Source organism: Pantoea sp. T14 (assembly GCF_036663535.1).
Classification (GTDB): Bacteria; Pseudomonadota; Gammaproteobacteria; order Enterobacterales; family Enterobacteriaceae; genus Pantoea; species Pantoea phytostimulans.
In genome coordinates this window covers 842,477-866,644 of the sequence record NZ_JAWUEB010000027.1, presented here as the reverse complement: position 1 = coordinate 866,644, position 24,168 = coordinate 842,477, and the positions used below count along the sequence as shown (strand labels likewise).

25 protein-coding genes are annotated in these 24,168 nt (G+C 51.8%); 13 read left to right on the top strand and 12 right to left on the bottom strand.

The features are described 5' to 3' along the window. The first annotated feature begins 110 nt into the window (after positions 1-110). A complete protein-coding gene (locus SC127_RS22120) occupies positions 111-527 on the top strand; it encodes a cell envelope integrity TolA C-terminal domain-containing protein (protein ID WP_243077860.1) in 417 nt (138 codons plus the stop codon). 69 nt (positions 528-596) lie between these two features. Here SC127_RS22120 and SC127_RS22115 read toward each other — a convergent pair whose 3' ends face one another. Continuing rightward, a complete protein-coding gene (locus tag SC127_RS22115) occupies positions 597-935 on the bottom strand; it encodes a hypothetical protein (RefSeq protein WP_332628163.1) in 339 nt (112 codons plus the stop codon). A 408-nt stretch (positions 936-1,343) separates the two neighbouring features. Here SC127_RS22115 and SC127_RS22110 point away from each other — a divergent pair, with 408 nt between their 5' ends. After that, on the top strand, positions 1,344-2,240 hold the full coding sequence (locus SC127_RS22110; protein WP_332628271.1) for a LysR family transcriptional regulator: 897 nt from the start codon (positions 1,344-1,346) through the stop codon (positions 2,238-2,240). Here SC127_RS22110 and SC127_RS22105 read toward each other — a convergent pair. The 8 genes from SC127_RS22105 to pspF form a co-directional block, all read right to left on the bottom strand. Continuing rightward, the gene (locus SC127_RS22105; protein WP_332628161.1) at positions 2,237-3,355 is read right to left on the bottom strand and encodes a CMD domain-containing protein; all 1,119 of its coding nucleotides are present in this window, start codon (positions 3,353-3,355) and stop codon (positions 2,237-2,239) included. The two genes, SC127_RS22110 and SC127_RS22105, sit on opposite strands and share 4 nt — an antisense overlap. A gap of 341 nt (positions 3,356-3,696) precedes the next feature. Next, positions 3,697-4,485: an enoyl-ACP reductase FabI gene (gene fabI / locus SC127_RS22100; RefSeq protein WP_215846734.1), complete on the bottom strand. Its 789-nt coding sequence runs from the start codon at positions 4,483-4,485 to the stop codon at positions 3,697-3,699. 142 nt (positions 4,486-4,627) lie between these two features. Then, positions 4,628-5,431, bottom strand: a complete 804-nt coding sequence (gene sapF / locus SC127_RS22095; protein WP_243077862.1) for a putrescine export ABC transporter ATP-binding protein SapF — start codon at positions 5,429-5,431, stop codon at positions 4,628-4,630. Between the two features lies 1 nt (position 5,432). Beyond that, on the bottom strand, positions 5,433-6,428 hold the full coding sequence (gene sapD / locus SC127_RS22090) for a putrescine export ABC transporter ATP-binding protein SapD (RefSeq protein WP_215846735.1): 996 nt from the start codon (positions 6,426-6,428) through the stop codon (positions 5,433-5,435). Then, positions 6,428-7,318: a putrescine export ABC transporter permease SapC gene (gene sapC, locus SC127_RS22085; RefSeq protein ID WP_243077863.1), complete on the bottom strand. Its 891-nt coding sequence runs from the start codon at positions 7,316-7,318 to the stop codon at positions 6,428-6,430. Before sapC ends, sapD begins: the two co-directional genes overlap by 1 nt. Further along, complete coding sequence (sapB, locus tag SC127_RS22080) at positions 7,305-8,270, bottom strand: putrescine export ABC transporter permease SapB (protein WP_215846736.1); 966 nt, start codon at positions 8,268-8,270, stop codon at positions 7,305-7,307. The genes sapC and sapB overlap by 14 nt, the downstream gene beginning before the upstream one ends. Continuing rightward, positions 8,271-9,893 carry an ABC transporter substrate-binding protein SapA gene (gene sapA, locus SC127_RS22075; protein WP_332628158.1) on the bottom strand — a complete coding sequence of 541 codons (1,623 nt, stop codon included), beginning with the start codon at positions 9,891-9,893 and terminating at the stop codon, positions 8,271-8,273. A 591-nt stretch (positions 9,894-10,484) separates the two neighbouring features. After that, entirely contained in the window at positions 10,485-11,489 is a 1,005-nt protein-coding gene (pspF, locus tag SC127_RS22070; RefSeq protein ID WP_243077865.1) for a phage shock protein operon transcriptional activator, read from the bottom strand. A 164-nt stretch (positions 11,490-11,653) separates the two neighbouring features. Between pspF and pspA the strand changes: the two genes are divergently transcribed. The 7 genes from pspA to tyrR all read left to right on the top strand — a co-directional run bounded on the left by pspA (position 11,654) and on the right by tyrR (position 17,394). Then, positions 11,654-12,319 (top strand): phage shock protein PspA, encoded by a 666-nt coding sequence (gene pspA, locus SC127_RS22065; protein ID WP_215846738.1) that lies wholly within the window; start codon positions 11,654-11,656, stop codon positions 12,317-12,319. Between the two features lie 36 nt (positions 12,320-12,355). Further along, on the top strand, positions 12,356-12,583 hold the full coding sequence (gene pspB / locus SC127_RS22060; protein WP_215846739.1) for an envelope stress response membrane protein PspB: 228 nt from the start codon (positions 12,356-12,358) through the stop codon (positions 12,581-12,583). Beyond that, positions 12,580-12,930 (top strand): envelope stress response membrane protein PspC, encoded by a 351-nt coding sequence (pspC, locus tag SC127_RS22055; protein ID WP_332628156.1) that lies wholly within the window; start codon positions 12,580-12,582, stop codon positions 12,928-12,930. The genes pspB and pspC overlap by 4 nt, the downstream gene beginning before the upstream one ends. 56 nt (positions 12,931-12,986) lie before the next feature. Beyond that, complete coding sequence (pspD, locus tag SC127_RS22050) at positions 12,987-13,232, top strand: phage shock protein PspD (protein WP_215846741.1); 246 nt, start codon at positions 12,987-12,989, stop codon at positions 13,230-13,232. Beyond that, positions 13,213-14,610 (top strand): YcjX family protein, encoded by a 1,398-nt coding sequence (locus SC127_RS22045; protein ID WP_332628153.1) that lies wholly within the window; start codon positions 13,213-13,215, stop codon positions 14,608-14,610. The genes pspD and SC127_RS22045 overlap by 20 nt, the downstream gene beginning before the upstream one ends. After that, positions 14,607-15,659, top strand: a complete 1,053-nt coding sequence (locus SC127_RS22040) for a YcjF family protein (protein ID WP_243077867.1) — start codon at positions 14,607-14,609, stop codon at positions 15,657-15,659. Before SC127_RS22045 ends, SC127_RS22040 begins: the two co-directional genes overlap by 4 nt. A 169-nt stretch (positions 15,660-15,828) precedes the next feature. After that, positions 15,829-17,394: a transcriptional regulator TyrR gene (gene tyrR / locus SC127_RS22035; RefSeq protein ID WP_243077868.1), complete on the top strand. Its 1,566-nt coding sequence runs from the start codon at positions 15,829-15,831 to the stop codon at positions 17,392-17,394. A 79-nt stretch (positions 17,395-17,473) separates the two neighbouring features. Here tyrR and tpx read toward each other — a convergent pair whose 3' ends face one another. Then, positions 17,474-17,977, bottom strand: coding sequence for a thiol peroxidase (gene tpx, locus SC127_RS22030; protein WP_215846743.1), 504 nt, complete (start codon positions 17,975-17,977; stop codon positions 17,474-17,476). Positions 17,978-18,129: 152 nt separating this feature from the next. On the opposite strand from tpx, the gene ycjG reads away from it, so the two are divergent. Then, entirely contained in the window at positions 18,130-19,113 is a 984-nt protein-coding gene (ycjG, locus tag SC127_RS22025) for an L-Ala-D/L-Glu epimerase (RefSeq protein ID WP_332628150.1), read from the top strand. Here the strand turns inward: ycjG and mpaA are convergent. Next, positions 19,088-19,795 carry a murein tripeptide amidase MpaA gene (gene mpaA, locus SC127_RS22020; protein WP_215846745.1) on the bottom strand — a complete coding sequence of 236 codons (708 nt, stop codon included), beginning with the start codon at positions 19,793-19,795 and terminating at the stop codon, positions 19,088-19,090. The genes ycjG and mpaA overlap by 26 nt on opposite strands. 156 nt (positions 19,796-19,951) lie before the next feature. On the opposite strand from mpaA, the gene SC127_RS22015 reads away from it, so the two are divergent. The 3 genes from SC127_RS22015 (at position 19,952) to SC127_RS22005 (ending at position 23,165) form a co-directional block, all read left to right on the top strand. After that, positions 19,952-21,571 carry a peptide ABC transporter substrate-binding protein gene (locus SC127_RS22015; RefSeq protein WP_243078494.1) on the top strand — a complete coding sequence of 540 codons (1,620 nt, stop codon included), beginning with the start codon at positions 19,952-19,954 and terminating at the stop codon, positions 21,569-21,571. A gap of 118 nt (positions 21,572-21,689) precedes the next feature. Beyond that, positions 21,690-22,673: a zinc transporter ZntB gene (gene zntB / locus SC127_RS22010; protein ID WP_215846746.1), complete on the top strand. Its 984-nt coding sequence runs from the start codon at positions 21,690-21,692 to the stop codon at positions 22,671-22,673. A 354-nt stretch (positions 22,674-23,027) separates the two neighbouring features. Then, positions 23,028-23,165: a hypothetical protein gene (locus SC127_RS22005; protein WP_243077870.1), complete on the top strand. Its 138-nt coding sequence runs from the start codon at positions 23,028-23,030 to the stop codon at positions 23,163-23,165. A gap of 50 nt (positions 23,166-23,215) precedes the next feature. Here SC127_RS22005 and ttcA read toward each other — a convergent pair whose 3' ends face one another. Then, positions 23,216-24,151: a tRNA 2-thiocytidine(32) synthetase TtcA gene (gene ttcA, locus SC127_RS22000; RefSeq protein WP_332628147.1), complete on the bottom strand. Its 936-nt coding sequence runs from the start codon at positions 24,149-24,151 to the stop codon at positions 23,216-23,218. Between the last annotated feature and the right edge of the window lie 17 nt (positions 24,152-24,168).

The following is a 24,168-nucleotide window of genomic DNA, read 5'->3' as shown; positions in this document are numbered from 1 at the left end:
ATCACAAGACGCATTTGCGAGTGCGCCTGATGATGGTTTACTCAATCTAGATCGTAGTTTTCGTTATGTGTCCAGAGTGGTATAAGTTTTAAAAAACCTGCATGGAAGCCATGATGAAAAAATCACTATACCTGATAGCCGCTTTATTGTTAGTTGGCTGCCAATCTAATAACGGCAGACATCCAAATAGGCCATTCAAATTTCCAACAGCGTCAGAAATACAAAGTCAGTGTGAATCTCAGATACCAGCACAAGCTGCAAGCCGAGACACCAATTTATGGCTTTGCCAAGTGGTAACAGCAATCCAATACCGATTTTTCGATGCTGATAAGTATCAAGGAAAGACCTGTGATTTAGTAATCATGCAGCCGTTGGGGAAACCGCCGGTAAGCATTACATCTAAAGGTGGAGACCCAGACCTGTGTGTGGCAGCAATTGAGGCTACAAATCAGGCTATAGAATCAAATACCTTTCCTATGCGACCAGCATATCTGAAAGATGAGATACCCATGCGTTTTGCGCCTTGATGCAAGAATATACCGCCTCCGGGCGGTTTTTTATTGCCACCAGAAATCTCATCAATCGGTGGGCAATGGTTACGAGCGGTAAAAGCATTGCAACGCCCATTCATGGATCGTTATGTGTAATGGCTCATGAAATGCAGAATCAGTATTTTTGATAAAAGCAAGCATAGATTCAATGCTGTTGTCCGTCTCAATGAAAGCAATTGATGCAGGTCTATCATCATCCTCATCTTTGTATTCAAGCATGACCATTACTTTGTCTTTGTAAGTAACATCTGAAAGAGTTAATTCATATGATCCGCTCAAGTCACACCAAATTTTATAGTTGCCCTGAACCTCAATACAAAGAGGATAAAAATAAAGCGAATCACCTTTATTTAAGCACCAATCCAACTCTTGGCTCTTACTCATAATTAATCTTATTTCTTTTTTTAAGAGAGTTTAAATGGCTCTCACCGACAAACAAGGTTGACCGGGCGCTACCGGTAAAAATAGGTGACAAGGTCGCGTATAACTTTTTGGGTGAAGCGGCGATCGGAAGATTTATGTATCAGGCCATCATCACGGAAGAGGGTGAAGCGATAGAGGGAGAGTCACTGGAAGATGTCACGATTGTGGGCAAGGTGACATATGAGGTGCTTTGCATGCATGAGGACCGTAGGCCGGTATAGTTTGACAATACACGGGTTGTCTAAGAACATTCACTGGTAACAAAAAGTCGCTTATCGACGGGGTGAATTTTTGTTTAGTACACACAGTAGTACATAATTATTTTATTTACGAAATTTACTCACCCTAAGTTATTGATAGGTAAAGAAAATCGATATCAAGCAACTTATTTATCTCTGCAATCTAGAGCGCGAACGTCATTTTGGGCGCGCCGCCGAAGCCAGTTTCGTTACTCAACCGACCTTATCGATGCGGCTCAAAAATCTTGAGCGTGAACTAGGATTGTCGTTGATTAACCGCAGCAACAACTTTGCTGGATTTACGCCTGAAGGCGATCGCGTTTTAGCCTGGGCGCGAGAAATTGTCTCAGTTTATCAAGGCTTGAAGCTGGAAGTTGAATCCCTCAAGCACGGCGTTAACGGTACCTTGCGTGTGGGCGTAGTGCCGCAATGCAGCGTCGCGCTACCGCAACTCCTCAAGGCCGTTAAAGCGCGCTACCCGCAGCTGGATTACCGTATCGCGGTGCTCAGCGCCGATCAGCTGTTGGAGGCATTAAACAGCCATACCGTTGATGTCGGCATTGGTTTTTTTGAAATGGCAACACTGCGGGAGCTGCATTTCCAAACCGCCATGCTCGCTGATCGTGGTGTTGAGGCCGTTTTTCATCCCGAACATTTTCCTGATCTGCTGCAGCATGAAACGCTCACTTTGCAAACCCTGGCGCAACAGCCGCTCTGTCTGGCCGAGCCGACGCGTTACTTCCGTCGCTATATGGATATGGCGTTCCGAGAAGCTACTTTTACTCCGCGCGTGATTGTTGAAAGCGCATCGATTATGCAGTTGTTGCAGTGTACGCAAGTGGGATTGGGTGTATTGGTCTCGCCGATAGGGCATTTACTGCCGGAATCGCTGCACGGTTTAGCCCAGCGTCCGATTAATGTTACAAAAATGCCGCGAGAGGCGGCATTAGTGATTGCGGAGCCGGGGCGCGCAACGCCGCTGGCTCAGCATTTCTTTGATGAAGCGCGTGGATATGTTACGGCTTAACGCGCCTCGCCCAGTGCGAAGTAGATCCGACTGTTCCAGTTACTCAGCGCAACCGCCTGAATTAAATCAAACAACGCGGGTTGATCCCATTCACGACTGAGTAATGGCTGCAATTGTGCTGCACTAAAGCGTTCTGGCGTGCGGGTGAGCTGCGCCGCCAGCGTAACGATCTGCTGCTGTTCTTCACTTAGCTCAGCCTCATCCACTGATGCAATCAACGCTTCATCTGGGAAACTGTGTTGAAACGCCCAGCGGCTACCGAGAATACGTGCACTGGCGGCTTGCGCCAAACGGGTTGATGGATTGGGTTCTAGTCGCTGATTCAACGTTGCCCAGCCATACAGCGCCGCCGGATCGTGCGCTAACACCCACACTGCATCGGTAAGTTCTGTAATGGGCTGACAGAAAGTGATGGCCGCCAGCTGCTCGGCACTGGCGTAGCGCAATTCAAGAGGCTTAAGTGTGGGCAGCCAGGACGGTGGTTGGCCAAAGCCTCTGCTATCTGCGTCAGGCGGTGGCGTGATACCCGGCAACCAACGTACCGGCAAGCCCTGCAGCGCATGTATTCCCGCTACCACTCGCGCCTGATAACAGACAAAACCGATCAGCTGATTCAACGTAACAATATCAGGCTCGGTTAATCCCACCGCATCCAGCGCGGTAATGGACGCTGCGTTAATAACCTCAGGCTGCATGGCTAACTGGCGTGCATATTGTGTGATCTGAGTTAGCCGATTATTACTTTCACGTGATGAATCAGGCCCCGGCAACGGATTCAGGCGAGCTGAATAGTGATTGCACAAACGCTGTACGCCCGTTACCTGCGCCACGGTCAGCGCGGTGCTGAGTCGATCATACAAGGTGAGCGTGTGCGTCAACGTCGGCGCTGAGCTGTCAGGAAAAAGTAGCTGGCTAAGATCGCGTGCTGCCAACAGTGCAGGCTGATTATCAAGCAGCAGCGACTGCAGCGCAGATGTCTCTTGCTGCAAACCGAGCAGGAAGCGATCGTCAATGTGGGCAGCTTCGGGAACCAGCGGTGCCGCTTGTGAGTTACGCGGGCTGGTCTGGCTCTCGTAAAACCAGTGGTTATGGCCAGGGTAGCGGCGATGTTCCATGGTTAATCCTTTTGCAAATTCAGGTTCGTCGCAGCTGAGCAATAATCTGAAAACAGCGCGGCGACGAAGGGCTGACTTATCGTCGCCGAAGGGCAAGCCAGGGCAAAAGATTGTTCGGTGATAATTAATAGCGATTGAATATAACGACGACTAGCCCGACATCATTCAAACCGCAGATAGGTTAGCCGGGCTTCTTCGCCCCAGCCTTTCCAAAGTAAGCTCCTGGAGCTGATAAGCTTGCTGCCTTTTTGCAGCGCGAATGATTTGGGGTATAAATGATGCAAAAGAAAAGGGCGAGTCAGACTCGCCCTTAAAACTGATTTCACGATTTATTGCAGAACTTACTTCAGTTCCAGCTCGTTCATGGCAGCAATGCTGAAGCCGCCGTCAACGTGAACGATTTCGCCGGTGATGCCGCCAGCCAAGTCAGAGCACAGGAAAGCTGCTGAGTTGCCGACATCTTCGATGGTTACGGTACGACGAATCGGGGTTACCGCTTCGCAGTGTGCCAGCATTTTACGGAAGTCTTTGATACCTGAAGCTGCCAGGGTACGAATTGGACCCGCAGAAACGGCATTCACACGTACGCCTTCTGGACCCATCGCGTTCGCCATGTAGCGCACGTTGGCTTCCAGAGAAGCTTTTGCCAGACCCATCACGTTGTAGTTCGGGATAGCGCGCTCAGCACCCAGGTAAGAAAGCGTCAGCAGCGCTGAGCTTGGGTTCAGCATCTCGCGGCACTCTTTCGCCATCGCAACGAAGCTATACGCGCTGATGTCGTGAGCAATGCTGAAACCTTCACGGGTTACGGCATTCACATAATCACCCACCAACTGGTCGCCTGGGGCAAAACCAATGGAGTGAACGAAACCGTCAAATTTCGGCCAGGTTTTTGCCAGTTCAGTGAACAGTGATTTGATGCTCTCGTCTTCTGCAACGTCGCACGGCAGAACGATGTCGGAACCCAAATCTTTAGCAAACTCTTCCACACGACTTTTCAATTTGTCGTTTTGGTAGGTGAAAGCCAGTTCTGCGCCCTGTTTGTGCATCGCCTGTGCAATACCGTAGGCGATGGAAAGTTTACTGGCAACGCCAGTAATCAGAATGCGCTTACCGGAAAGAAAACCCATAGCTGTAATCCTTATGGTCATTGTTGTTGGCGGTCGCATTGATTAAAAAGTAGGCGACCGACGTTAATCGACGTGCGGATTCTAGCACGTCTCTTTGTGATCGGGTAAATCGACCCGTTATTTCCGCGACAGGCAGCAAAAATCAGTGCTCGCGGCGCCAGGCTTCGGCGGTCAGTGCTTCACCGAAATGGCTGGCAATAAGTCGCTTGGTCAGGTCATGCAGGGGAGACGCCAGCACATCGGCGGTGCCACCACGCTCAACCACTTCACCTTGATGCATAACCAGAACCTGATCGCTGATGTGTTTCATCATACCGAGATGCTGGGTGACATAAATATAGGCGATACCGTGTTTGTCCTGCAGTTCCAGCATCAGATTCACCAGCTGCGAACGCATTGTCATATCCAGTGAAGCCAGCGCTTCATCCGCAACAATTACTTTGGGTTGAAGAATTAACGCTCGAGCCAGACCCAGACGCTGCTTTTGCCCTGGTGCCAGCATGTGTGGGTAATAACCGGCATGGTCACGCAGCAAACCCACCTGACGTAACGTGGCAATAATGCGCTTTTCTCGCGCTTCAGCATCAAGTTCGGTATTAAGCCGCAAGGGGAAATCAAGGATTTGGCTAACACGCTGGCGCGGGTTAAGCGAATTCGAGGGGTCTTGAAAGATCATGCGAATGCGCTGGCTGCGATAGCCATAATCGCCATATTCCAGGGCGTGATCGTCAATCAGGATTTCGCCTTCGCTCGGCGGGATCATGCCGCTCAGCATCTTCGCTAAGGTCGATTTTCCCGAGCCGTTTTCACCGATAATCGCCAGCGTCTGTTTTTCACGCAGCGTGAAACTCACCGATTTTACCGCCTCAACGTGTTGACGGCGAAACAACCCGGTGCGATAGCGAAATGTTTTGCTGAGGTTGCGCACTTCCAGCAGCGTTTCCATGCTATTGGCCCTCCATGTTCAACGGGAAGTGGCAGGCATAGAGATGCGATTTAGTGCCGGTCAGGCGCGGTGTTTCTACACATTTGCGTTGCGCGTAAGGACAACGTGGTCCCAGACGGCAGCCAATCGGTAAGCTTTCTAACGATGGGATCGCACCGGAGAGCGTATTCAGACGACTTTTATGCGGCAGTGAACGGCCGAAATCAGGCATCGCGCGGATCAACGCTTGCGTGTAAGGATGGTGCGGTACAGACATTAAATCTTCACTTTGCGCCGTTTCCACGGTTTGCCCACAATACATGACGTTAATACGATTGGCCCAATGGCTCATGGTGCGCAAATCATGACTGATCAGCAAAATGGTGGTGTTGTTATTTTGATTCAGGCGGCTCAGCAGACGGAAAATTTGCGCCTGTGTAGTCGGCTCCATCGCATTCGTGGGTTCATCGGCAATCAGCAGGCGTGGCTGGTTCGCCAGCGCGATCGCAATCATCACTTTTTGGCATTCGCCATCGGTCAGCTCATAGGGGAAGCTGCGCATAATGTCTTTGTGATCTTTAATGCCGACGCGATGCAATAATTCAATAGCACGCGTTTTGCGCCAGAACCAAAAGCGCCGATACCAACGTCCTTTATAGGTCCAGCGCGGAATCGCCTGCATCAACTGGCGACCAACACTTTCCGATGGATCAAGACAGGCTTGCGGCTCCTGAAATATCATTGAAACGTTGTGACCAATAATGCGACGACGTTCGCGCGGCGACAGGCGCAGCAAATCGATATCGTCAAATACCATGCGGTCTGCTGTCACGCGCCAGTTGTCCTTGGTTACGCCGCAAATGGCTTTGGCAACCAAACTTTTGCCCGAGCCCGATTCGCCAACCAGGCCGCGAATTTCCCCTTCGGTCAACGTCAAATTAATGCGATCAACGGCTTTTACCGGGCCGTCAGCAGTCATAAATTCAATCGTCAAATTACGAATATCAAGTAACGGCATTATTCCACTCCCGCTTCGACAGCACGACGCATGCCATCACCGAGCAGGTTAATAATCAGTATGCTGACCATCAGCGCCGCGCCGGGTAACATCACCGTCCACGGTGCCACATAAATCAGCTCCAGCGAATCACCCAGCATGGCGCCCCATTCAGGCGAAGGCAGCTGCGCGCCCAGATCGAGAAATCCCAATGCTGCAATATCCAGTATTGCCATAGATAACGCGCGCGTGATCTCACTGATCAACATGGGCAACACGTTCGGCAAGATCGCATAGCGCAAAATATTGCGGCTGGTGGCACCATCAAGCCGCGCTGCCACCACATATTCTTTCTCCAGTTCATCGTGTACCGCGCTGTAAATGGCGCGCACCAGCCGTGGCATCAGCGCCAGCCACACGGCGAGCATGGCGTGTTCCAGGCGCGGCCCAAGAAACGCGACCACGATAATCGCCAACAGCAGCGAAGGAATCGACAGCAAGGTATCCAACACATGATTCATCACGGCCGATCGCACGCCATGCGTCATTCCCGCTAATACACCCAGCACCAGCGCCCAGAAGGCGGCAAACAGCGTAACGAGAATGGCGGAGCCCACTGTAGGGGCAACACCGCTCAGCAAGCGACTTAATACATCACGACCTAAGTCATCAGTGCCCAAGAAAAAAGAGACATCGCCGTAACGTGACCATGAAGGCGGCAAGAGTTGATAACCGAGAAACTGCTGATCGATGCCGTAAGGCGCCAGCAAGCCGCCAAACAAACACAGCAGCAGCACGGCACCAAAGCCGTACAAGCCAATCATGGCGGGTGTATCGCTATAAAAGTGGTGCCAGCTCTGACGAAATGCGCTGGGCAGTCGCTTCTCAGCGTAGATATTATCTGAGGGCATACCACTCCTTATGTTTTAACGGATTCATCGCTGCACCCACTACATCAGAGATCACATTAATCAAAATGACTAAGCCACCAATTACCATGACACCTGCGGAGATGGCTGCGTAATCTTGTTGGCGAATGGCGTTGATTAGCCATCGGCCCAAGCCTGGCCAGTTGAATACCATTTCGGTGATCATCGCCAGCGTGAGCATGGTGGAAAACTGCAGACCAAGACGCGGAATCACCGGCGGCAAAGCGTTATGCAGGACGTGGCGACGAATCACTGTTAAGCGCGATAAACCGCGGGTGGCGGCCGCTTTGACATAGTTTTTATCCATCACTTCACTGGTGCTGGTACGCAGCAGACGAATCACTTCGGTGGTGGGCACAATCGCCAGCACTGTAACGGGCAAAATCATGTGATGCAGCACGCTGATCAACATCTCATGGCGCCACGGCGATGGGCTTATCCAGGCATCAATCAGGGCAAAGCCGCTGACGTTTTGCACCGGATAGAGCAGATCGTAACGGCCCGAAACCGGCAGCCAGCCCAGCGTTAACGAGAAAAACAGCGTTAACAGCAGCGCCAGCCAGAACACTGGCATGGAAAAGCCGAGCAGCGCCAGCGCACTGATGATTTTGTCCTGCCAGCGGTTACGCATCACACCCGCGCAGATACCCAGCGGAATACCCAGCAGCAACGCCAAGATAAACGCCAGAATGCACAGCTCCATCGTCGCGGGGAAGACTTCACGCAGCTGTAATCCGATCTCTTGACCGTTGGTACTAGAAAGACCAAAGTCGAGTTGCAACATGCCTTTGAACCAAAACCACCAAGCATCCATCAGCGATGCGCCTTCCAGCGGCGCATTCGGCGTAAAATAGCTCAAACTAAAGCTCACCAGTGACAGAAGAAACAGCGTGATCACCAGCAGCAGCAGGCGACGCAGAATATAGATAATCACTTAAGGCTCCTCTCGCTCATCACGATAGACACCGGCAAACGAGGCGTTGCCAAACGGGCTCAACACCAATCCTTTAATATCGTGGCGATACGCCTGCAAACGCAGCGACGACGCCAGCGGCAGCACTGGTAGCTCCTGCGCCAGCATCTGCTGAACACGATCGTAGTTATCAATTCTTCCCGCCAACTGTTGCGTCAACAGCGCGTCTTGCAACGTTTCATCGAAGGCTGGCAAACACCAGTGCGCGTAATTAGTTTGCGAACGAATGGCGGCACAGCTTAATAGTGGGCGGAAAAAACTGTCAGGATCGTTGCTGTCGGTAGCCCATCCCGCCAGGGTTAAGTCATTATTCATTGACATAAGCTGGGCTTCCTGGAACCTTCCCTCAACTGGCACGATAGTGACGCTAACGCCAACTTGCGCTAAATCCGCCTGTAACAGTTCAGCAGTTTTTAACGGGCTGGGATTCCAGGATTGTGATGACGAAGGCACCACTAAACGCAGATGCAAATCTGTAACACCCAGCGCTTCCAGTGCTGCGCGTGATTTTTTGGGGTTATATTCCGTCACACGTGCATTGTTGTCATAAGCCCAGGATGCGCGCGGCAAAATCGACGCGGCGGTTTCGGCTGTGCCGTAATAAATCGACTCCATCAGACGTTCATTGTTAATCGCCAATGCCAGCGCATGACGCACTTCAGGGCGATCTAACGGCGCTTTACGCGTGTTAAACGCCAAATAGGCAATGTTCATACCGGGACGCAACGTCATGCGCAGACGTGGATCGTCGCGTAAAATACTGAGCTGGCTGGCGGCGGGGTAGGCGAGTACGTCGCATTCGCCGGTCAGCAGCTTAGATAAGCGTCCTGTGCCGCCAGCACCGAGATCGATCACCGCCTGTTGCAGACGCGGCACGCCTCTCCAGTACTGCGGGTTGCGTGCCAGACGAATATATTGACCTGTACGGTACTCGCTGAGCTGGAACGGCCCGGTGCCAACTGGCTGGCGATCCAGTTCTTCCTGACGACCTACAGCGCTGAGCTGATCGGCATACTCTTTCGATAAGACAGGCGCATAGTGCGTAGCCATATGCCAAAGAAACGAAGCATCCGGGCTATTGAGCCGCATCTCAACGGTGTTGTTATCGATTTTTTTCACGCTTTGCACTGAATCGGCAAATTGCAGGCTGTCGAAATAGGGATAACTGCCGCCGTTAACGTTATGCCAGGGATGTTTGCGATCAAACATGCGAGCAAAACTGAACACCACATCATCAGCATTAAGCGTCCGTGTGGGTTTGAACCAGTTGGTCTGCTGGAAATGCACGCCCGAGCGCAAGTGAAAACGGTAGGTCGCACCGTTATCGCGCACTTCCCAGCTTGCGGCCAGATCAGGTTTCAGCCGATACGTGTAAGGGTCGACGTCCAGAAGACGGTCATAGAGCTGGGCAGCCAGCGTATCAACCGCTAAGCCGCTGCTGGCCATTTGTGGATTAAACGTGCTCAGCGTGCCGTTAACGCAATAAACAAAGCCGCTCTGGCGAATGTCGCCCGCAGGTGCAGACCACGCAGGCGCACTCAATACACTGAGGCTGAGCAACAGCGAAAAGATTAGTTTGGACATAGAACTCAACGATTTTGAGGCATTACGCTGAGTGTATAGCAAAGCAGCCTTTGTCCAAAATCTGTGGCGCTGGCAGGTCGATTATTATTCGCTGCGGCGCAAAAAGTAATCACAGTGTTAGTGTGGAAATGAGAAAAATTCTCAATTAGAGCTTTACAGATGATAATAGGAATGATTATTATTCATCTGCGCTTCGACGGTGGCTCTACCGAAGAAGAGCACGACATTGCTCACATTGCTTCCAGTATTTAGCCCGCCTTGTGCGGGCCTTTTTCTTTTTTCGTCATATTTTGCACTGATGCGGCGTTGGCTGTACTCGTTTGCCCTGGTCACTTACCTGATTTTTCGTCATATTTTGCACTGATGCGGCGTTGGCTGCACTCGTTTGCCCTAGTCACTTACCTGAGTAAGCTCCCAGGGACGCTCTCGCTTGCCGCCTTGCCTCAGCACAAACTATTTAGAAAAAAACGGTGCGCGCTCATACATGATTGAAACTCGCTTGCCCTAGTCACTTACCTGAGTAAGCTCCCAGGGACGCTCTCGCTTGCCGCCTTGCCTCGGCGCAAACTATTTAGAAAAAACCGGTGCGCGTTAACTCACATCGTCCCTTGCCTGAATACCGTGTTTTTTCATCATGGCGCGAAGCTGGTGGTAAGTGACACCCAACAAGCTTGCTGCGCGGCGCTGATTATATTTCGCTTGCAGTAAACCAGCTTCGACTAACTCACGTTCCTGCTGATTCTGCCATTGGCGCAAATCAACCGGTAAAGCAGGAAGGTCGGCGAAATCCGTTTTGATGTCAGTCACTTTATTAGGCTCGCCACGTGACGCAAACGGATTGATGATGATCTTTTCCAGCATCTCTTCACTGCTGTTATGACGATAAACCGAGCGTTCAACCACATTCTTGAGTTCGCGCACGTTTCCCGGCCAGCTATGATCCAACAAGGTTTTGCGCGCTTCATAGGTGAAACCCGGAAACAGCGGTAAGCCCAGTTCCCGACACATCTGGATAGCGAAATGTTCTGCCATGACCAATATATCGCTGCGCCGTTCACGCAGTGGCGGTAGCTGCACCACATCAAAGGCCAAACGATCGAGCAGATCGGCGCGAAATTTTCCTTCCGCCGCCATCACCGGCAAGTCTTCGTTGGTCGCGCATACCAGCCGCACATTGACCTGCAAAGACTGATTGCCGCCTACGCGCTCCAGTTGCCCATATTCAATGACGCGCAACAGCTTTTCCTGCACTAACATCGGCGCTGCGCCTAATTCATCCAGAAAAAGTGTGCCGCCATCAGCGCGCTCAAAGCGGCCAAAATGACGTTTTTGCGCGCCGGTAAAGGCGCCCGCTTCATGACCAAACAGTTCAGAGTCGAGCAAATTTTCATTAAGCGCAGCGCAGTTCAAAGAAATAAACGGACCTTGCCAGCGATCGGAAAGATAGTGCAAGCGGCTGGCGATCAACTCTTTGCCCGTCCCGCGTTCGCCGATGACCAACACCGGCTTTTCCAGCGGTGCCAGCTTAGACACTTGCTCAAGCACCTCCAAAAAGTTGTTGGATTCGCCCAACAGATTATCTCTTTGCTCTGACATGATGAAATTCGCCATCCGTTAATCAAATTGACTACAACGAAGTAGGGTTTAAGTGTAGTGATTTTTTAAAAGTCAGCAATATCAGGATGATAAAAACTGGCACGCATCTTGAATTAAGTAATCAGCGCATGACGCACATATGACTTTTAAAGAGGAACATCATTATGGGTATTTTTTCTCGTTTCGCCGATATCGTAAACGCTAACATCAACTCGCTGCTGGAGCGTGCAGAAGATCCGCAGAAACTGGTACGCCTGATGATTCAGGAAATGGAAGACACGTTAGTTGAAGTTCGCTCAACTTCAGCGCGCTCATTGGCTGAAAAGAAACAGCTGAGCCGTCGTATTGAGCAGGCTGAAATCCAGCAGTCTGAATGGCAGGAAAAAGCTGAGCTGGCGCTGCGTAAAGATAAAGATGATTTGGCCCGTTCTGCGTTAATCGAAAAACAGAAGCTTACCGATTTGATTGCCACCTTAACGCAGGAAATCAGCCTGGTTGAAGAAACGCTGGAGCGTATGAAAGGCGAAATCGGCGAGCTGGAGAAAAAACTCAGCGAAACGCGGGTTCGTCAGCAGGCATTGACGCTGCGTCATCAGGCAGCTTCTTCTTCACGTGATGTCCGTCGTCAGCTCGACAGTGGAAAAATCGATGAAGCAATGGCGCGCTTTGAATCTTTTGAGCGCCGCATCGATCACATGGAATCTGAAGCGGAAAGCTACGGTTTTGGTAAGCCTAAAACGCTAGATCAGGAATTTACTGACCTCAAAGCGGATGACGAAATTAGCCAGCAGCTGAATGCGCTGAAAGCCAAAATGAACCGCAGCGAATAAATTCACATAATTGCGAATACTGATTAAGGAGAGTCAATGAGCGCACTTTTTCTTGCCATACCGTTAACGATTTTCGTGTTGTTCGTTGCGCCGATCTGGTTATGGCTGCATTACAGCAACAAACGTAACGGCGGATCGGAGCTGTCGCAGAGTGAAATTCAGCGTTTACAGCTCGTCACCAAAGATGCGCAGCGCATGCGCGACCGCATTGAGGCGCTGGAAGCGATTCTTGATGCGGAGCACCCACATTGGAGGCAGCCATGATGAAAGGACGTAAGTTGTGGCGCATACCCGATGAGGGAAAGTTAATGGGCGTGTGCGCTGGCTTAGCTGAATACCTCGACATTCCGGTGCGTTTGTTACGGGTCATTGTGGTGTTATCGCTGTTCTTTGGCCTGTTCGTGTTTACTGTTATCGCCTATTTTGTTTTGGGTTTTGTGTTAGACGTAAAACCCGCTGATGCTGCGCCGAACGAACGCCAGCCGAGCGCCAGAGAACTGCTGGATCAGCTAGAAACCGCCTTGCGGCATGACGAGCGCAGCGTGCGGGATATCGAGCGCTACGTCACTTCAGAAACCTTTAGCGTGCGTAGCCGCTTTCGTCAGATTTGATCTTCATCTTTCACGGGCCTGTTTCAGGCCCTTTTGCTGACTCCTCGGAGGTGTTGATGTCACTACGTTCATCTGCTTTTCGCCATCGCGCGGCACCCGCGTTGAAGTCGGCGGCTAAATTCATCATTATCAATGCTGTCACCTACGGTCCCGCCGGCGTTACTGGTTGGGCAGTGAAATCCGTAGCGCGTCGTCCTTTACGTCTTCTGCTTTCACTGGCGCTGGAGCCGCTGCTGAAACGCGTGATGAACCGGGCGGCATCGCGCTTCATCAAGGAAAAAGATGAAAAGACTGCAAACTGAATTAACAGCGTTGATGAATCGTGGGGTTGATCGCCATCTACGTTTAGCGGTAACCGGGTTGAGCCGCAGCGGGAAAACTGCATTCATCACTTCGTTGGTCAATCAACTTCTTAATGTTAACAGCGGCGCACGATTGCCGCTGTTTTCCGTGGTGCGGGATGAGCGCCTGCTGGGCGTAAAGCGCGTCCCGCAGCGTGACATGGGCACGTCACGTTTCACTTACGATGAAGGACTGGCGCAGCTTTATGGCACGCCGCCGTCTTGGCCAACGCCTACGCGCGGCGTCAGCGAGATGCAGTTGGCACTACGTTATCGCCCCCGCGATTCGCTGATGCGTCACTTCAAAGATACCGCCACGCTTTATCTCGAAATAGTCGATTATCCGGGTGAATGGCTGCTCGACCTGCCGATGCTGGCGCAGGATTACACTGACTGGTCACGGCAAATGAATGGCTTGCTGCAGGGCGATCGCGCTGAATGGGCAAAACCCTGGCGCGAAATGTGCCAGCAGCTCGATCCTTTCGCGCCTGCTGATGAAAATCGACTGGCCGATATCGCTGCCGCCTGGACCGACTATCTGCATCGCTGCAAATCTGAAGGTTTGCACTTTATTCAGCCGGGCCGCTTTGTTTTGCCGGGCGATATGGCGGGTGCGCCTGCGCTGCAATTCTTCCCATGGCCAACCGGCGACGATGCGCAAGCCAGCAAACTGGCGCAGGCCGATAAAGGCAGTAATTTTGCCACGCTACAACAGCGCTTTCATTACTATTGCCAACACGTGGTGAAGGGCTTCTATAAAAATTACTTTTTGCGCTTCGACCGCCAAATAGTGTTAGTCGACTGCCTTCAGCCACTGAACAGCGGGCCGCAGGCGTTTAACGATATGCGGCTGGCGTTGACCCAGCTGATGCAGAGTTTCCATTACGGGCAGCGGACGCTGTTCCGCCGACTCTTTTCACCCGTGATTGATAAGCTGCTGTTCGCCGCCACGAAAGCCGATCACATCACCAGCGATCAGCACGGCAACATGGTTTCACTGTTGCAGCAGTTGGTTCAGGACGCCTGGCAAAATGCCGCCTTTGAAGGCATTAAAATGGATTGCATCGGTCTGGCGTCAGTGCAGGCTACGCAGAGCGGTTTAGTTGATCACCGTGGTGAGAAAATCCCGGCGCTGCGCGGTCATCGACTTGATGATAATGAACCGCTTACCGTGTATCCGGGCGAAGTGCCACCGCGCTTGCCGGGCAATGCTTTTTGGCAGCAGCAGGGTTTTCAGTTTGAGCAATTTCGCCCACAACAACTGGATGTTGATCGTCCGCTGCCTCACATTCGCATGGATGCTGCGCTGGAATTTTTATTGGGAGATAAACTGCGATGAGCGATCCATTAAAACCTCGTATCGATTTTGCTCGCCCGCTGGATGATGCGCGCGAAATGCCGTTGCGTCCCGCGCAGGCATTTGAAGAAGATGCACAAGCCGCCTTTCTTGCCGTGAAAGAGGATGATGTCAACGTCGAAGAAGAGGGTGCAGGTGAGCGAGCAGTTGAGGCGGCACTCAAACCAAAACGCAGTATTTGGCGAAAAATGGTCGGCGCTGGAATCGCTCTTTTTGGCATAAGCGTGGTTGCCCAAGGGGTGCAATGGACGCATGATGCCTGGCTGGAACGCGACTGGTTTTCGCTGGGTAGCGGCGTAGCGGGTGGATTAATCATTGCCGCTGGCGTCGGTGCGTTAGCCAGTGAGTGGCGGCGTTTATATCAGCTACGTCAGCGTGCCGAAGAGCGTGATGTTGGGCGTGAATTGCTGTATAGCCATGGCATCGGTCAAGGCCGGGCGTTTTGTGAAAAACTGGCGAAGCAGGCGGAGCTTGATCAGGCGCATCCCGCGTTACAGCGCTGGCAAGCGTCGCTACACGAAACTCATAACGACAGCGAAATTGTGCGCTTGTATGCCCAGCTGGTGCAACCGGTGTTGGATCGTCAGGCGCGTCGTGAAATAAGCCGTCATGCCGCTGAATCAACATTGATGATTGCGGTCAGTCCGCTGGCGTTGGTCGATATGGCCTTTATCGCCTGGCGTAATTTGCGCCTGGTGAACCGCATCGCCGCTATTTACGGCATTGAGCTCGGCTATTTTAGCCGGATCCGTTTGTTCCGCTTAGTCTTACTCAACATGGCGTTTGCTGGCGCTTCTGAACTGGTGCGCGAAGTGGGAATGGATTGGGTATCGCAGGATATTGCGGCAAAGCTTTCAGCACGTGCTGCGCAAGGCATTGGTGCAGGTTTGCTAACAGCGCGATTGGGTATCAAGGCGATGGAATTATGCCGTCCGTTGCCTTGGTTGGAAGAAGATAAGCCGCGTTTAGGCGATTTCCGCCGTGAACTTGTTGGGCAACTCAAAGAGGCGCTGCAAAAAAGCAACGCTTAACGCCGCGTTGCTCGACGCGCGCTGAGTTATCGCAGCGCGCATATTACTCATCTCGCCTAAATCCTCGCCACAGACACAAAAACTGTCAACTTTTCCTGACAGATCTCTTTCTGTCACGCGCTAAGTTAGCGTATTATCGCTGAATCTTAACCTGTTTAAGGCCATCGCAATGCGTTTGGAAGTCTTCTGTCAAGACCGCATCGGTTTGACGCGCGAACTGCTTGACCTGTTGGTGGCGCGTAATATTGATCTGCGCGGCATCGAAATCGCGGCCTTGGGCCGTATCTATCTAAATTTCTCAGCGCTGGAATTCGAACAGTTCAGTAATCTTATGGCCGAAATCCGCCGTACACCGGGCGTGACGGATGTGCGCACTGTCACGTACATGCCATCTGAACGCGAGCATCGCGCCTTGAGCGCTTTGCTGGTTGCGATGCCCGAACCGGTGTTTTCTATCGATCTCAAAAGCAAAGTAGAACTGGCTAACCCAGCCGCCCTAAACCTGTTCAATCTCGACGAACAGAAAATGCGTAACTTCAGCGCGGGCAACCTGATCAACGGCTTTAACTTTATGCGTTGGCTGGAGAGCGATCGGGTTGAAGCTCAGGCGCAGCATGTGGTGATTGAAGGGCGTGATTTCCTGATGGAAGCGCGTCCTATTTATCTCACGGCGGAAGAGGGTCAAGGCGATCAGCCGGTGGGCGCAATGGTGATGCTGAAATCCACAGCGCGCATGGGACGCCAGCTGCAAAACCTGATTGTTACCGATGAATCAGAATTCGATCATATCGTTGCTGTTACGCCGAAAATGCGTCAGGTGGTCGATCAGGCGCGCAAGTTAGCGATGCACGATGCGCCGCTGCTGATTGTGGGTGATACCGGCACCGGCAAAGATATGCTGGCGCGTGCCTGCCATCTGCGCAGTGCTCGCGGTAAAATGCCGTTCCTGGCGCTGAACTGTGCCTCATTGCCGGATGAAGTCGCGGAAAGCGAACTTTTTGGCCATGCAGCGGGGGCGTACCCCAATGCGCTGGAAGGCAAAAAAGGCTTTTTTGAGCAGGCCAATGGTGGTTCGGTGCTGCTGGATGAAATTGGTGAGATGTCGCCACGTATGCAGACTAAACTGCTGCGTTTCCTCAATGACGGCACTTTCCGCCGCGTTGGGGAAGAGCACGAGGTTCACGTTAACGTTCGGGTGATCTGTGCGACGCAGAAGAATTTAATTGAGTTAGTCCAGCGAGGCGAATTTCGTGAAGACCTGTTTTATCGACTGAATGTATTAACGCTGAATCTGCCGCCGCTGCGCGATCGTCCTCAGGACATATTGCCGCTCACGGAGATGTTTATTGCCCGCTTCGCAGATGAGCAAGGCATTCCGCGTCCTCGGTTGTCGCCACAGTTAGCCCCTTTCTTAATGCGTTACAGCTGGCCGGGCAATGTGCGTCAACTGAAAAATGCGCTCTATCGCGCGCTGACTCAGCTTGAAGGATATGAACTGCGACCGCAGGACATTGTTCTGCCAGAGCAGGCGCTGGATGTGGCGTTGGGCGATGAAGCCATGGAAGGGACGCTGGATCAAATTACCAGTCGTTTCGAGCGATCCATTTTGACGCGTCTCTACATTTCCTATCCGAGTACGCGCAAGCTGGCTAAACGTTTAGGCGTTTCGCATACGGCTATTGCGAATAAGCTGCGTGAATATGGTTTGGGGCAAAAGCGTACGGAAAGTGAGTAGCCTGTTCTGAATAAGCAGCCACGAATCAAAGGCTGAGAATAAACGTAAAAGCGGATAACCAGGTTATCCGCTTTTTTTATTACTTCAGTACAGCCAGTGCCGCGTCGTAATCAGGCTCATTGGTGATTTCATTCACCAGTTGGCTGTAGATAACATTGTCATTCTCGTCCAACACCACCACTGCGCGAGCCGTTAAACCCTGCAGTGCGCCTTCCGCAATTTCGACACCATAATCTTGTTTGAACTCAGTGCCGCGCAGAGTAGACAACGTGATGACGTTGTTCAGGTTATCTGCACCGCAGAAACGCGACTGAGCGAAAGGTAAGTCAGCTGAAATACACAGCACCACGGTATTGTTCAATTCGCTGGCGAGCTGATTGAATTTGCGTACCGATGTTGCACAAACGCCGGTATCAACGCTTGGGAAAATGTTCAGAACTTTGCGTTTTCCTGCATACTCAGAGAGCGAGACATTTGCCAGCGTCTTTGCAACCAGCGTAAAAGGCTTGGCGCGCTCGCCCGCTTGTGGGAACTGACCTGCAACCAGCACGGGCTGATCTTTGAAATGAACTGTCTGGGACATAGATGTTCCTTTTTATGATGGAATAATTGCCGAAAAATTTGCGTAAGATGAAATATAGTCATTGTTTATGACATATTTTTTAAGGGTTTACGAGTGCATTCGTTGTACTACGCTCAGGGCTAAGTCGCCAGCGAGCTGATTAAGGAGAGGTGATGAGAACGGTAAAAAGTTATCCCGAAGCCTGGCCGTTACACACGCCGTTTGTGATTGCACGTGGAAGTCGTACCGAAGCTAAAGTTGTGGTGGTTGAACTGGAAGAAGCCGGTATCAAAGGTGTGGGTGAAGCGACACCTTATGCACGTTACGGTGAAAGCGAGCCGTTAGTGTTGGAACAGATCGCCACGCTGCTGCCGCAACTCCAGCAAGGTATGACACGTGAAGCGTTGCAATTGGCGCTTCCCGCTGGCGCAGCGCGTAATGCCATTGATTGTGCATTGTGGGATCTGGCGGTAAATCAGCGGCAGCAATCGTTGCTGCAACTCAGCGGCATGACCGCGCCCGATTCGGTCGTCACCGCACAAACTGTCAGTATTGATGCGCCGGAAGCGATGGCCAGTAGCGCGTTGGCCTTATGGCAAAATGGGGCGACGTTGTTAAAAATCAAGCTGGACAATAGCTTCATCACTGAACGGCTAATCACAATACGTGCCGCGGTGCCGGACGCAACCTTGATCGTTGATGCTAATGAATCATGGCATGCAGAGGGATTGGCGGCGCGTTGTCAGTTATTAGCCGATTTGAATATCGCGATGCTGGAGCAGCCGCTGCCAGCAGGGGAAGATGCCGCGCTGGCGACCTTTATCCATCCGCTGCCGATTTGCGCTGACGAAAGCTGCCACACGCGTGACAGCCTGCCTTCACTGCGTGGTCGCTATGAAATGGTTAACATCAAACTGGATAAAGCAGGCGGGCTAACGGAAGCATTAGCCCTGGCCGATGCCGCCAGCAAAATGGGGTTCGAGGTGATGCTGGGCTGCATGCTCTGTACTTCACGCGCCATTCGTGCAGCGTTACCGTTGGTGTCGAAGGCGCGTTTCGCTGATTTAGACGGTCCAACCTGGCTCGCAGTGGATGTTGAACCGGCACTGAAAGTGCAAAACGGCAGGGTGATTATTGCTGCCAGCGCAGTAACTTAATCATCATGTCAAGGTAGGTTTCCGTGGCTTCATCCACGGAAATCACCGGCATCTCCGCTGTTACGCAGGGCAAACTCAGGTCGTTACACCAGCTGCCAAAGGAGCCCGGCGTGTCATAACCGATGGCGCTCACGCGGGGCAACGCGGTGTGCTGTGCCAGCCATTCACCCACTGCAACCTGATGAGGATCGTCAATACAGGCCAGCGGTTCATGCCACGAGACAATCCAGGCCGGTTTGAGCTGATGAATCAATGCGCACAGCGCCTGCGTTTCGGGTTCCGACGCGGGATGCGTGCCGGTAGATAACCTGACATCGCGATCGTCAGCCACGCTATTCCAGCGGTACACCGTATCGGCCGATTGCCAGTTAGCCGCCGGAAAGTTGCGATTGAGATCGACACCATTGGCATTAGCGCGTAATCCAAGCTGGCATCCATCTGGATTCACTGCCAGCACGACATGATGACGACGGAGATGATCGGGCAAGCTACGCATGGCAGCAGAGAGCGTGGCAATTGTCGCGTTTTCATCGCCATGCGTGCCCGCCAGAATCAAACCACTGTCTGCATCGGCCTGCGGCGCGGGGAACCAAAGCAGCGGTGCGCCCAACACCGATTTGCCATAAAGCTGAAACGGAACATCCAGTTTGCCTCGCAGCGATCGCGGGTGTAATGACGACATGTTCACTCTCTTTGAAGGGGTTTACCCTAAAAGTAGCTGAAAAGCCTGCGCGGGAAAATAGCTATTTATCAATCAGCAATTTGCGCTAAAGTGCCCGAGGACAAGCTGCGTCAGACAGGGTCTGATGCAGCGCTTCTTTGGGGTAAAGAGGTGATGATGATCAACACGTTTCGCATGACGTTGGCGGCGCTCAGCCTGGCCAGTGTTATCTCGCCCGCGCTGGCGGCCAATGTACCGGCGGGTGCACAACTCGCCGATAAACAAGAAATCGTACGCCATATAAAAGATGAACCCGCTTCGCTCGATCCTGTGAAAGCCGTGGGATTACCTGAAATTCAAGTGATCCGCGACCTGTTTGAAGGTCTCACTAACCAGGACGCACACGGGAAAATCGTGCCGGGCGTGGCGCAAAGCTGGAGCAGCAGCGACAACAAAACCTGGATTTTCACCCTGCGTAACACGGCTCGCTGGTCAAATGGTGAGCCGGTTACTGCGCACGATTTTGTCTACAGCTGGCAGCGGCTGGTCGATCCTAAAAATAGCGCGTCTTTCGCCTGGTTTGCCGCTCTTAGCGGCATTGAAAATGCGACAGCGATCACCAAAGGTGAAATCAGCCCAGACAAACTTGGCGTGACTGCGCTGGATAATCAGCGTTTGAAAGTGACACTGGATCGCCCGGTGCCTTGGTTTCCAAGCTTGGTTGCTAACGTGGCGCTGTTCCCGGTACCACAAAAAGTGGTAGAGAAAGAGGGTGAAAGCTGGACATCGCCGGGCAAATTGGTGGGCAATGGCGCGTATCAGCTCAGCGATCGAGTGGTAAATGAAAAAATTGTGCTGACGCGCAATCCGCAATATTGGGATAACGCGCATTCGGTGCTCTCTAAAGTGACGTTTTTACCGATTAACGAGGAATCCAGCGCGACCAAACGCTATCGCTCTAATGACATCGACATCACCGAATCTTTCCCCAAAAACATGTATGCGCTATTGAAGAAAGAATTACCGGGCGAGGTGTATACACCGGATCAACTCGGCACCTATTACTACGCGTTTAATACGCAAAAAGGACCTACGGCGGATGTGCGGGTGCGCAAGGCGCTGTCCTGGAGTATTGATCGCAGCATTATTGCAGAAAAAGTAGTGGGAACCGGCGAAAAACCGGCCTGGCACTTCACGCCAGACGTGACCGCAGGATTCAAACCGCTGGACTCCATTTTACAGCAGCATCCACAAAATGAGCTCAATGCCCAAGCCAAAGCATTACTGGCATCAGCAGGGTATGGACCTGAAAAGCCTTTGCATCTCAAGTTGCTGTATAACACCTCTGAAAGCCACCAAAAGATTGCCATTGCTGTCGCCTCAATGTGGAAAAAGAATCTCGGCGTTGACGTCACGCTGGAAAATCAGGAGTGGAAAACCTATATCGACAGCCGAAACAGCGGTAATTTTGATGTGATTCGCGCTTCGTGGGTGGGTGATTACAATGAGCCGTCAACTTTTCTTAGCCTGCTAACATCTGGCAACACTAGCAACATCGCACGCTTTAAAAATGAGGATTACGATGCGGTGATGGCAAAGGCCAGCAGTGAAACTAGCGAACAAGCCCGCAACGTCGATTACAATCGTGCAGAGCAAATCCTTGCCGATCAGGCCCCCATTGCGCCCATTTATCAATATACCAATGGCCGTTTAATCAAGCCGTGGGTGAAAGGTTATCCCATCACCAACCCCGAAGATGTGGCCTATAGCCGCGAACTCTGGATAGAAAAACAGTGATCCTGCCGCGGCCTGTTCACAGGCCGCGTTCTGACATTTTTACTCACAGCCAGAAGATTGCATCTGTTTGCTGCCGCGCTAGACTGTATCGTATTGATTTTGGTAGTGAGGCTCCATCGTGGATGTGATTGAAGGCAAAGCGTTACAAGTTTCAGATGCCATTATTGCTTGTCAGCTTGACGGTAAGGGTGGCCAGATTGCCATCGAAGATAAAGATATTATTCACTGCGAGAAGCCGTGTTGGCTCCATCTAAATTACACCCATCGCCAAAGTGCCGAGTGGTTGCAATCTACGCCGCTGCTGCCTGATTCAGTGCGCGATGCGCTGGCGGGAGACAGTATGCGTCCGCGCGTTAGCCGGTTGGGTGACGGGTTCATGATTGTGCTGCGTAGCGTCAACCACAACAGTGATTCACGGCCAGACCAGTTGGTTGCTATGCGGATGTTTATCAACGATAAGTTGATCGTCTCAACCCGTCGCCGCAAAGTGTATGCAGTAGATGAAGTGTTGACCGATCTGCAGAATGGTAATGGTCCGGTGGATTGCGGTAGCTGGCTGATAGATATCTGCGACACCTTAACCGATCACGCCAGTGAATTTATCGAAGAGCTGCACGATAAAATCATCGAGATGGAAGATGCACTGCTTGATCAACGCATTCCCGCACGGGGCGAATTGGGCTTACTGCGTAAACAACTGATCGTCATGCGGCGCTATATGGCACCGCAGCGTGATGTTTATGCACGCCTCGCCAGTGAAAAATTACCCTGGATGGATGATACCGAACGCCGTCGCATGCAGGAAATTTCGGATCGTTTAGGGCGTGGTCTGGATGATTTAGATGCGGGTGTTGCGCGTACTGCGGTGCTGGCAGATGAACTCGCGTCAGTGATGGCGGAATCGATGAACCGTCGGACTTACACCATGTCATTAATGGCGATGATTTTCTTGCCCGCGACCTTCCTGACTGGCTTGTTTGGCGTCAATTTAGGCGGCATTCCCGGTGGCGAATGGCGCTACGGTTTCAGCGTTTTTTGCTTTCTGTTGGTGGTATTAGCCTTGGGTGTAGCGGGCTACCTCAAACGGCGACGCTGGCTTTAAAAATTGCTTAAAAAGGGTTATCAGCATGTTATAGAGACGTTTTTATCGGACTGATGATGGAGAAAGGGCGATAAAAACTGATCGATATCAATAACGGCGAACGCCGATTGACGCAAACTCTCTTCCGCAGGTGAATGCAACGTCAAGCGATGGGCGTTGCGCTCCATATTGTCTTACTTCCTTTTTAGAATTATTGCATAGCACATTATAATTCGAATCATGCCGGCCTTATCCGCCGGCTTTTTTTTTGCCCGCCTGGCTCAGCCGCACATTCTTTCCTATGCTTAAGTACATACGATAAGTACAGACGAAAAATACATTCGAAAAGTGTCCACGCAACAGAAGGAGAACGGCATGAACGCGATTATCGCCAGCGAACCGATTCCAACTGACCCAACGCCAATCCCCGATCCGTTTCCACAACCTCAGCCGCAACCCGATCCACCCAACCCTGACTTCCCGCCGGTTATGGATCCGCCGCCGCACAGATAAAAAAGGGCGCGCTGTTATGCAGCGCGCCCTCTCTGTTTCTACGTTGAATTTTACTTAATCTGCAGCACATCCAGTCGCGTACTCAGGACTGGCGACTCTTCCTCTTCTGCGCGCCAGCCAATCGGCTGCACCGGTAAGGTTTCCCGGTCAAACGCTAAATCGCCACCATCCACCACGTCATCGCCGTGTTTGATGCCTTTGAAGTCAAACAAATTGATATCAGCCATATGCGATGGCACCACGTTTTGCATTGCGCTGAACAGGGTTTCAATACGACCGGGATAACGTTTATCCCAATCGCGCAGCATATCTGCTACGACCTGACGCTGCAGGTTCGGCTGTGAACCACACAGGTTGCAAGGGATGATCGGATACTGGCGCGCCTCAGAGAAACGAATAATATCTTTTTCACGACAGTAGGCCAGTGGGCGAATAACGATGTGTTTGCCGTCATCGCTCATGAGCTTCGGCGGCATTCCTTTCATTTTTCCGCCGTAGAACATGTTCAGGAACATCGTCTGCAAAATGTCATCACGATGATGGCCTAATGCGATCTTAGTGCAACCCAACTCACTCGCGGTTCGATAAAGGATGCCACGACGCAAGCGAGAACACAGCGAGCAGGTCGTTTTGCCTTCAGGGATCTTATCTTTGACGATGGAATAGGTATCTTCCTCGACAATTTTGTACTCAACGCCCTGTGATTCCAGATATTCCGGCAGGATGTGACCCGGAAAACCGGGCTGTTTCTGATCGAGATTCACCGCCACCAGGCTGAAATTGACGGGCGCACTTTTCTGCAAGTTACGCAAAATTTCGAGCATGGTGTAGCTGTCTTTGCCGCCGGAAAGGCAAACCATGATGCGATCACCTTCTTCAATCATATTGAAGTCAGCAATGGCAGAACCGACATCACGGCGCAGGCGCTTCTGCAGTTTATTAAGGTTGTACTGCGCTTTCTTTGTATCTTCTTGACTTTGTTGCATTTAATTATTGCCTGACA

Coding starts and splice junctions, on each gene's coding strand:
- SC127_RS22045 (WP_332628153.1), top strand. CDS start 13,213: ATGAAAAGACTGCAAACTGAATTAACAGCGTTGATGAATCGTGGGGTT.
- tpx (WP_215846743.1), bottom strand. CDS start 17,977: ATGTCCCAGACAGTTCATTTCAAAGATCAGCCCGTGCTGGTTGCAGGT.
- pspF (WP_243077865.1), bottom strand. CDS start 11,489: ATGTCAGAGCAAAGAGATAATCTGTTGGGCGAATCCAACAACTTTTTG.
- pspC (WP_332628156.1), top strand. CDS start 12,580: ATGATGAAAGGACGTAAGTTGTGGCGCATACCCGATGAGGGAAAGTTA.
- tyrR (WP_243077868.1), top strand. CDS start 15,829: ATGCGTTTGGAAGTCTTCTGTCAAGACCGCATCGGTTTGACGCGCGAA.
- sapD (WP_215846735.1), bottom strand. CDS start 6,428: ATGCCGTTACTTGATATTCGTAATTTGACGATTGAATTTATGACTGCT.
- SC127_RS22015 (WP_243078494.1), top strand. CDS start 19,952: ATGATCAACACGTTTCGCATGACGTTGGCGGCGCTCAGCCTGGCCAGT.
- SC127_RS22115 (WP_332628163.1), bottom strand. CDS start 935: ATGAGTAAGAGCCAAGAGTTGGATTGGTGCTTAAATAAAGGTGATTCG.
- SC127_RS22005 (WP_243077870.1), top strand. CDS start 23,028: ATGAACGCGATTATCGCCAGCGAACCGATTCCAACTGACCCAACGCCA.
- sapA (WP_332628158.1), bottom strand. CDS start 9,893: ATGTCCAAACTAATCTTTTCGCTGTTGCTCAGCCTCAGTGTATTGAGT.
- ttcA (WP_332628147.1), bottom strand. CDS start 24,151: ATGCAACAAAGTCAAGAAGATACAAAGAAAGCGCAGTACAACCTTAAT.
- sapC (WP_243077863.1), bottom strand. CDS start 7,318: ATGCCCTCAGATAATATCTACGCTGAGAAGCGACTGCCCAGCGCATTT.
- fabI (WP_215846734.1), bottom strand. CDS start 4,485: ATGGGTTTTCTTTCCGGTAAGCGCATTCTGATTACTGGCGTTGCCAGT.
- pspA (WP_215846738.1), top strand. CDS start 11,654: ATGGGTATTTTTTCTCGTTTCGCCGATATCGTAAACGCTAACATCAAC.
- ycjG (WP_332628150.1), top strand. CDS start 18,130: ATGAGAACGGTAAAAAGTTATCCCGAAGCCTGGCCGTTACACACGCCG.
- SC127_RS22040 (WP_243077867.1), top strand. CDS start 14,607: ATGAGCGATCCATTAAAACCTCGTATCGATTTTGCTCGCCCGCTGGAT.
- pspD (WP_215846741.1), top strand. CDS start 12,987: ATGTCACTACGTTCATCTGCTTTTCGCCATCGCGCGGCACCCGCGTTG.
- SC127_RS22120 (WP_243077860.1), top strand. CDS start 111: ATGATGAAAAAATCACTATACCTGATAGCCGCTTTATTGTTAGTTGGC.
- pspB (WP_215846739.1), top strand. CDS start 12,356: ATGAGCGCACTTTTTCTTGCCATACCGTTAACGATTTTCGTGTTGTTC.
- mpaA (WP_215846745.1), bottom strand. CDS start 19,795: ATGTCGTCATTACACCCGCGATCGCTGCGAGGCAAACTGGATGTTCCG.
- SC127_RS22105 (WP_332628161.1), bottom strand. CDS start 3,355: ATGGAACATCGCCGCTACCCTGGCCATAACCACTGGTTTTACGAGAGC.
- sapF (WP_243077862.1), bottom strand. CDS start 5,431: ATGGAAACGCTGCTGGAAGTGCGCAACCTCAGCAAAACATTTCGCTAT.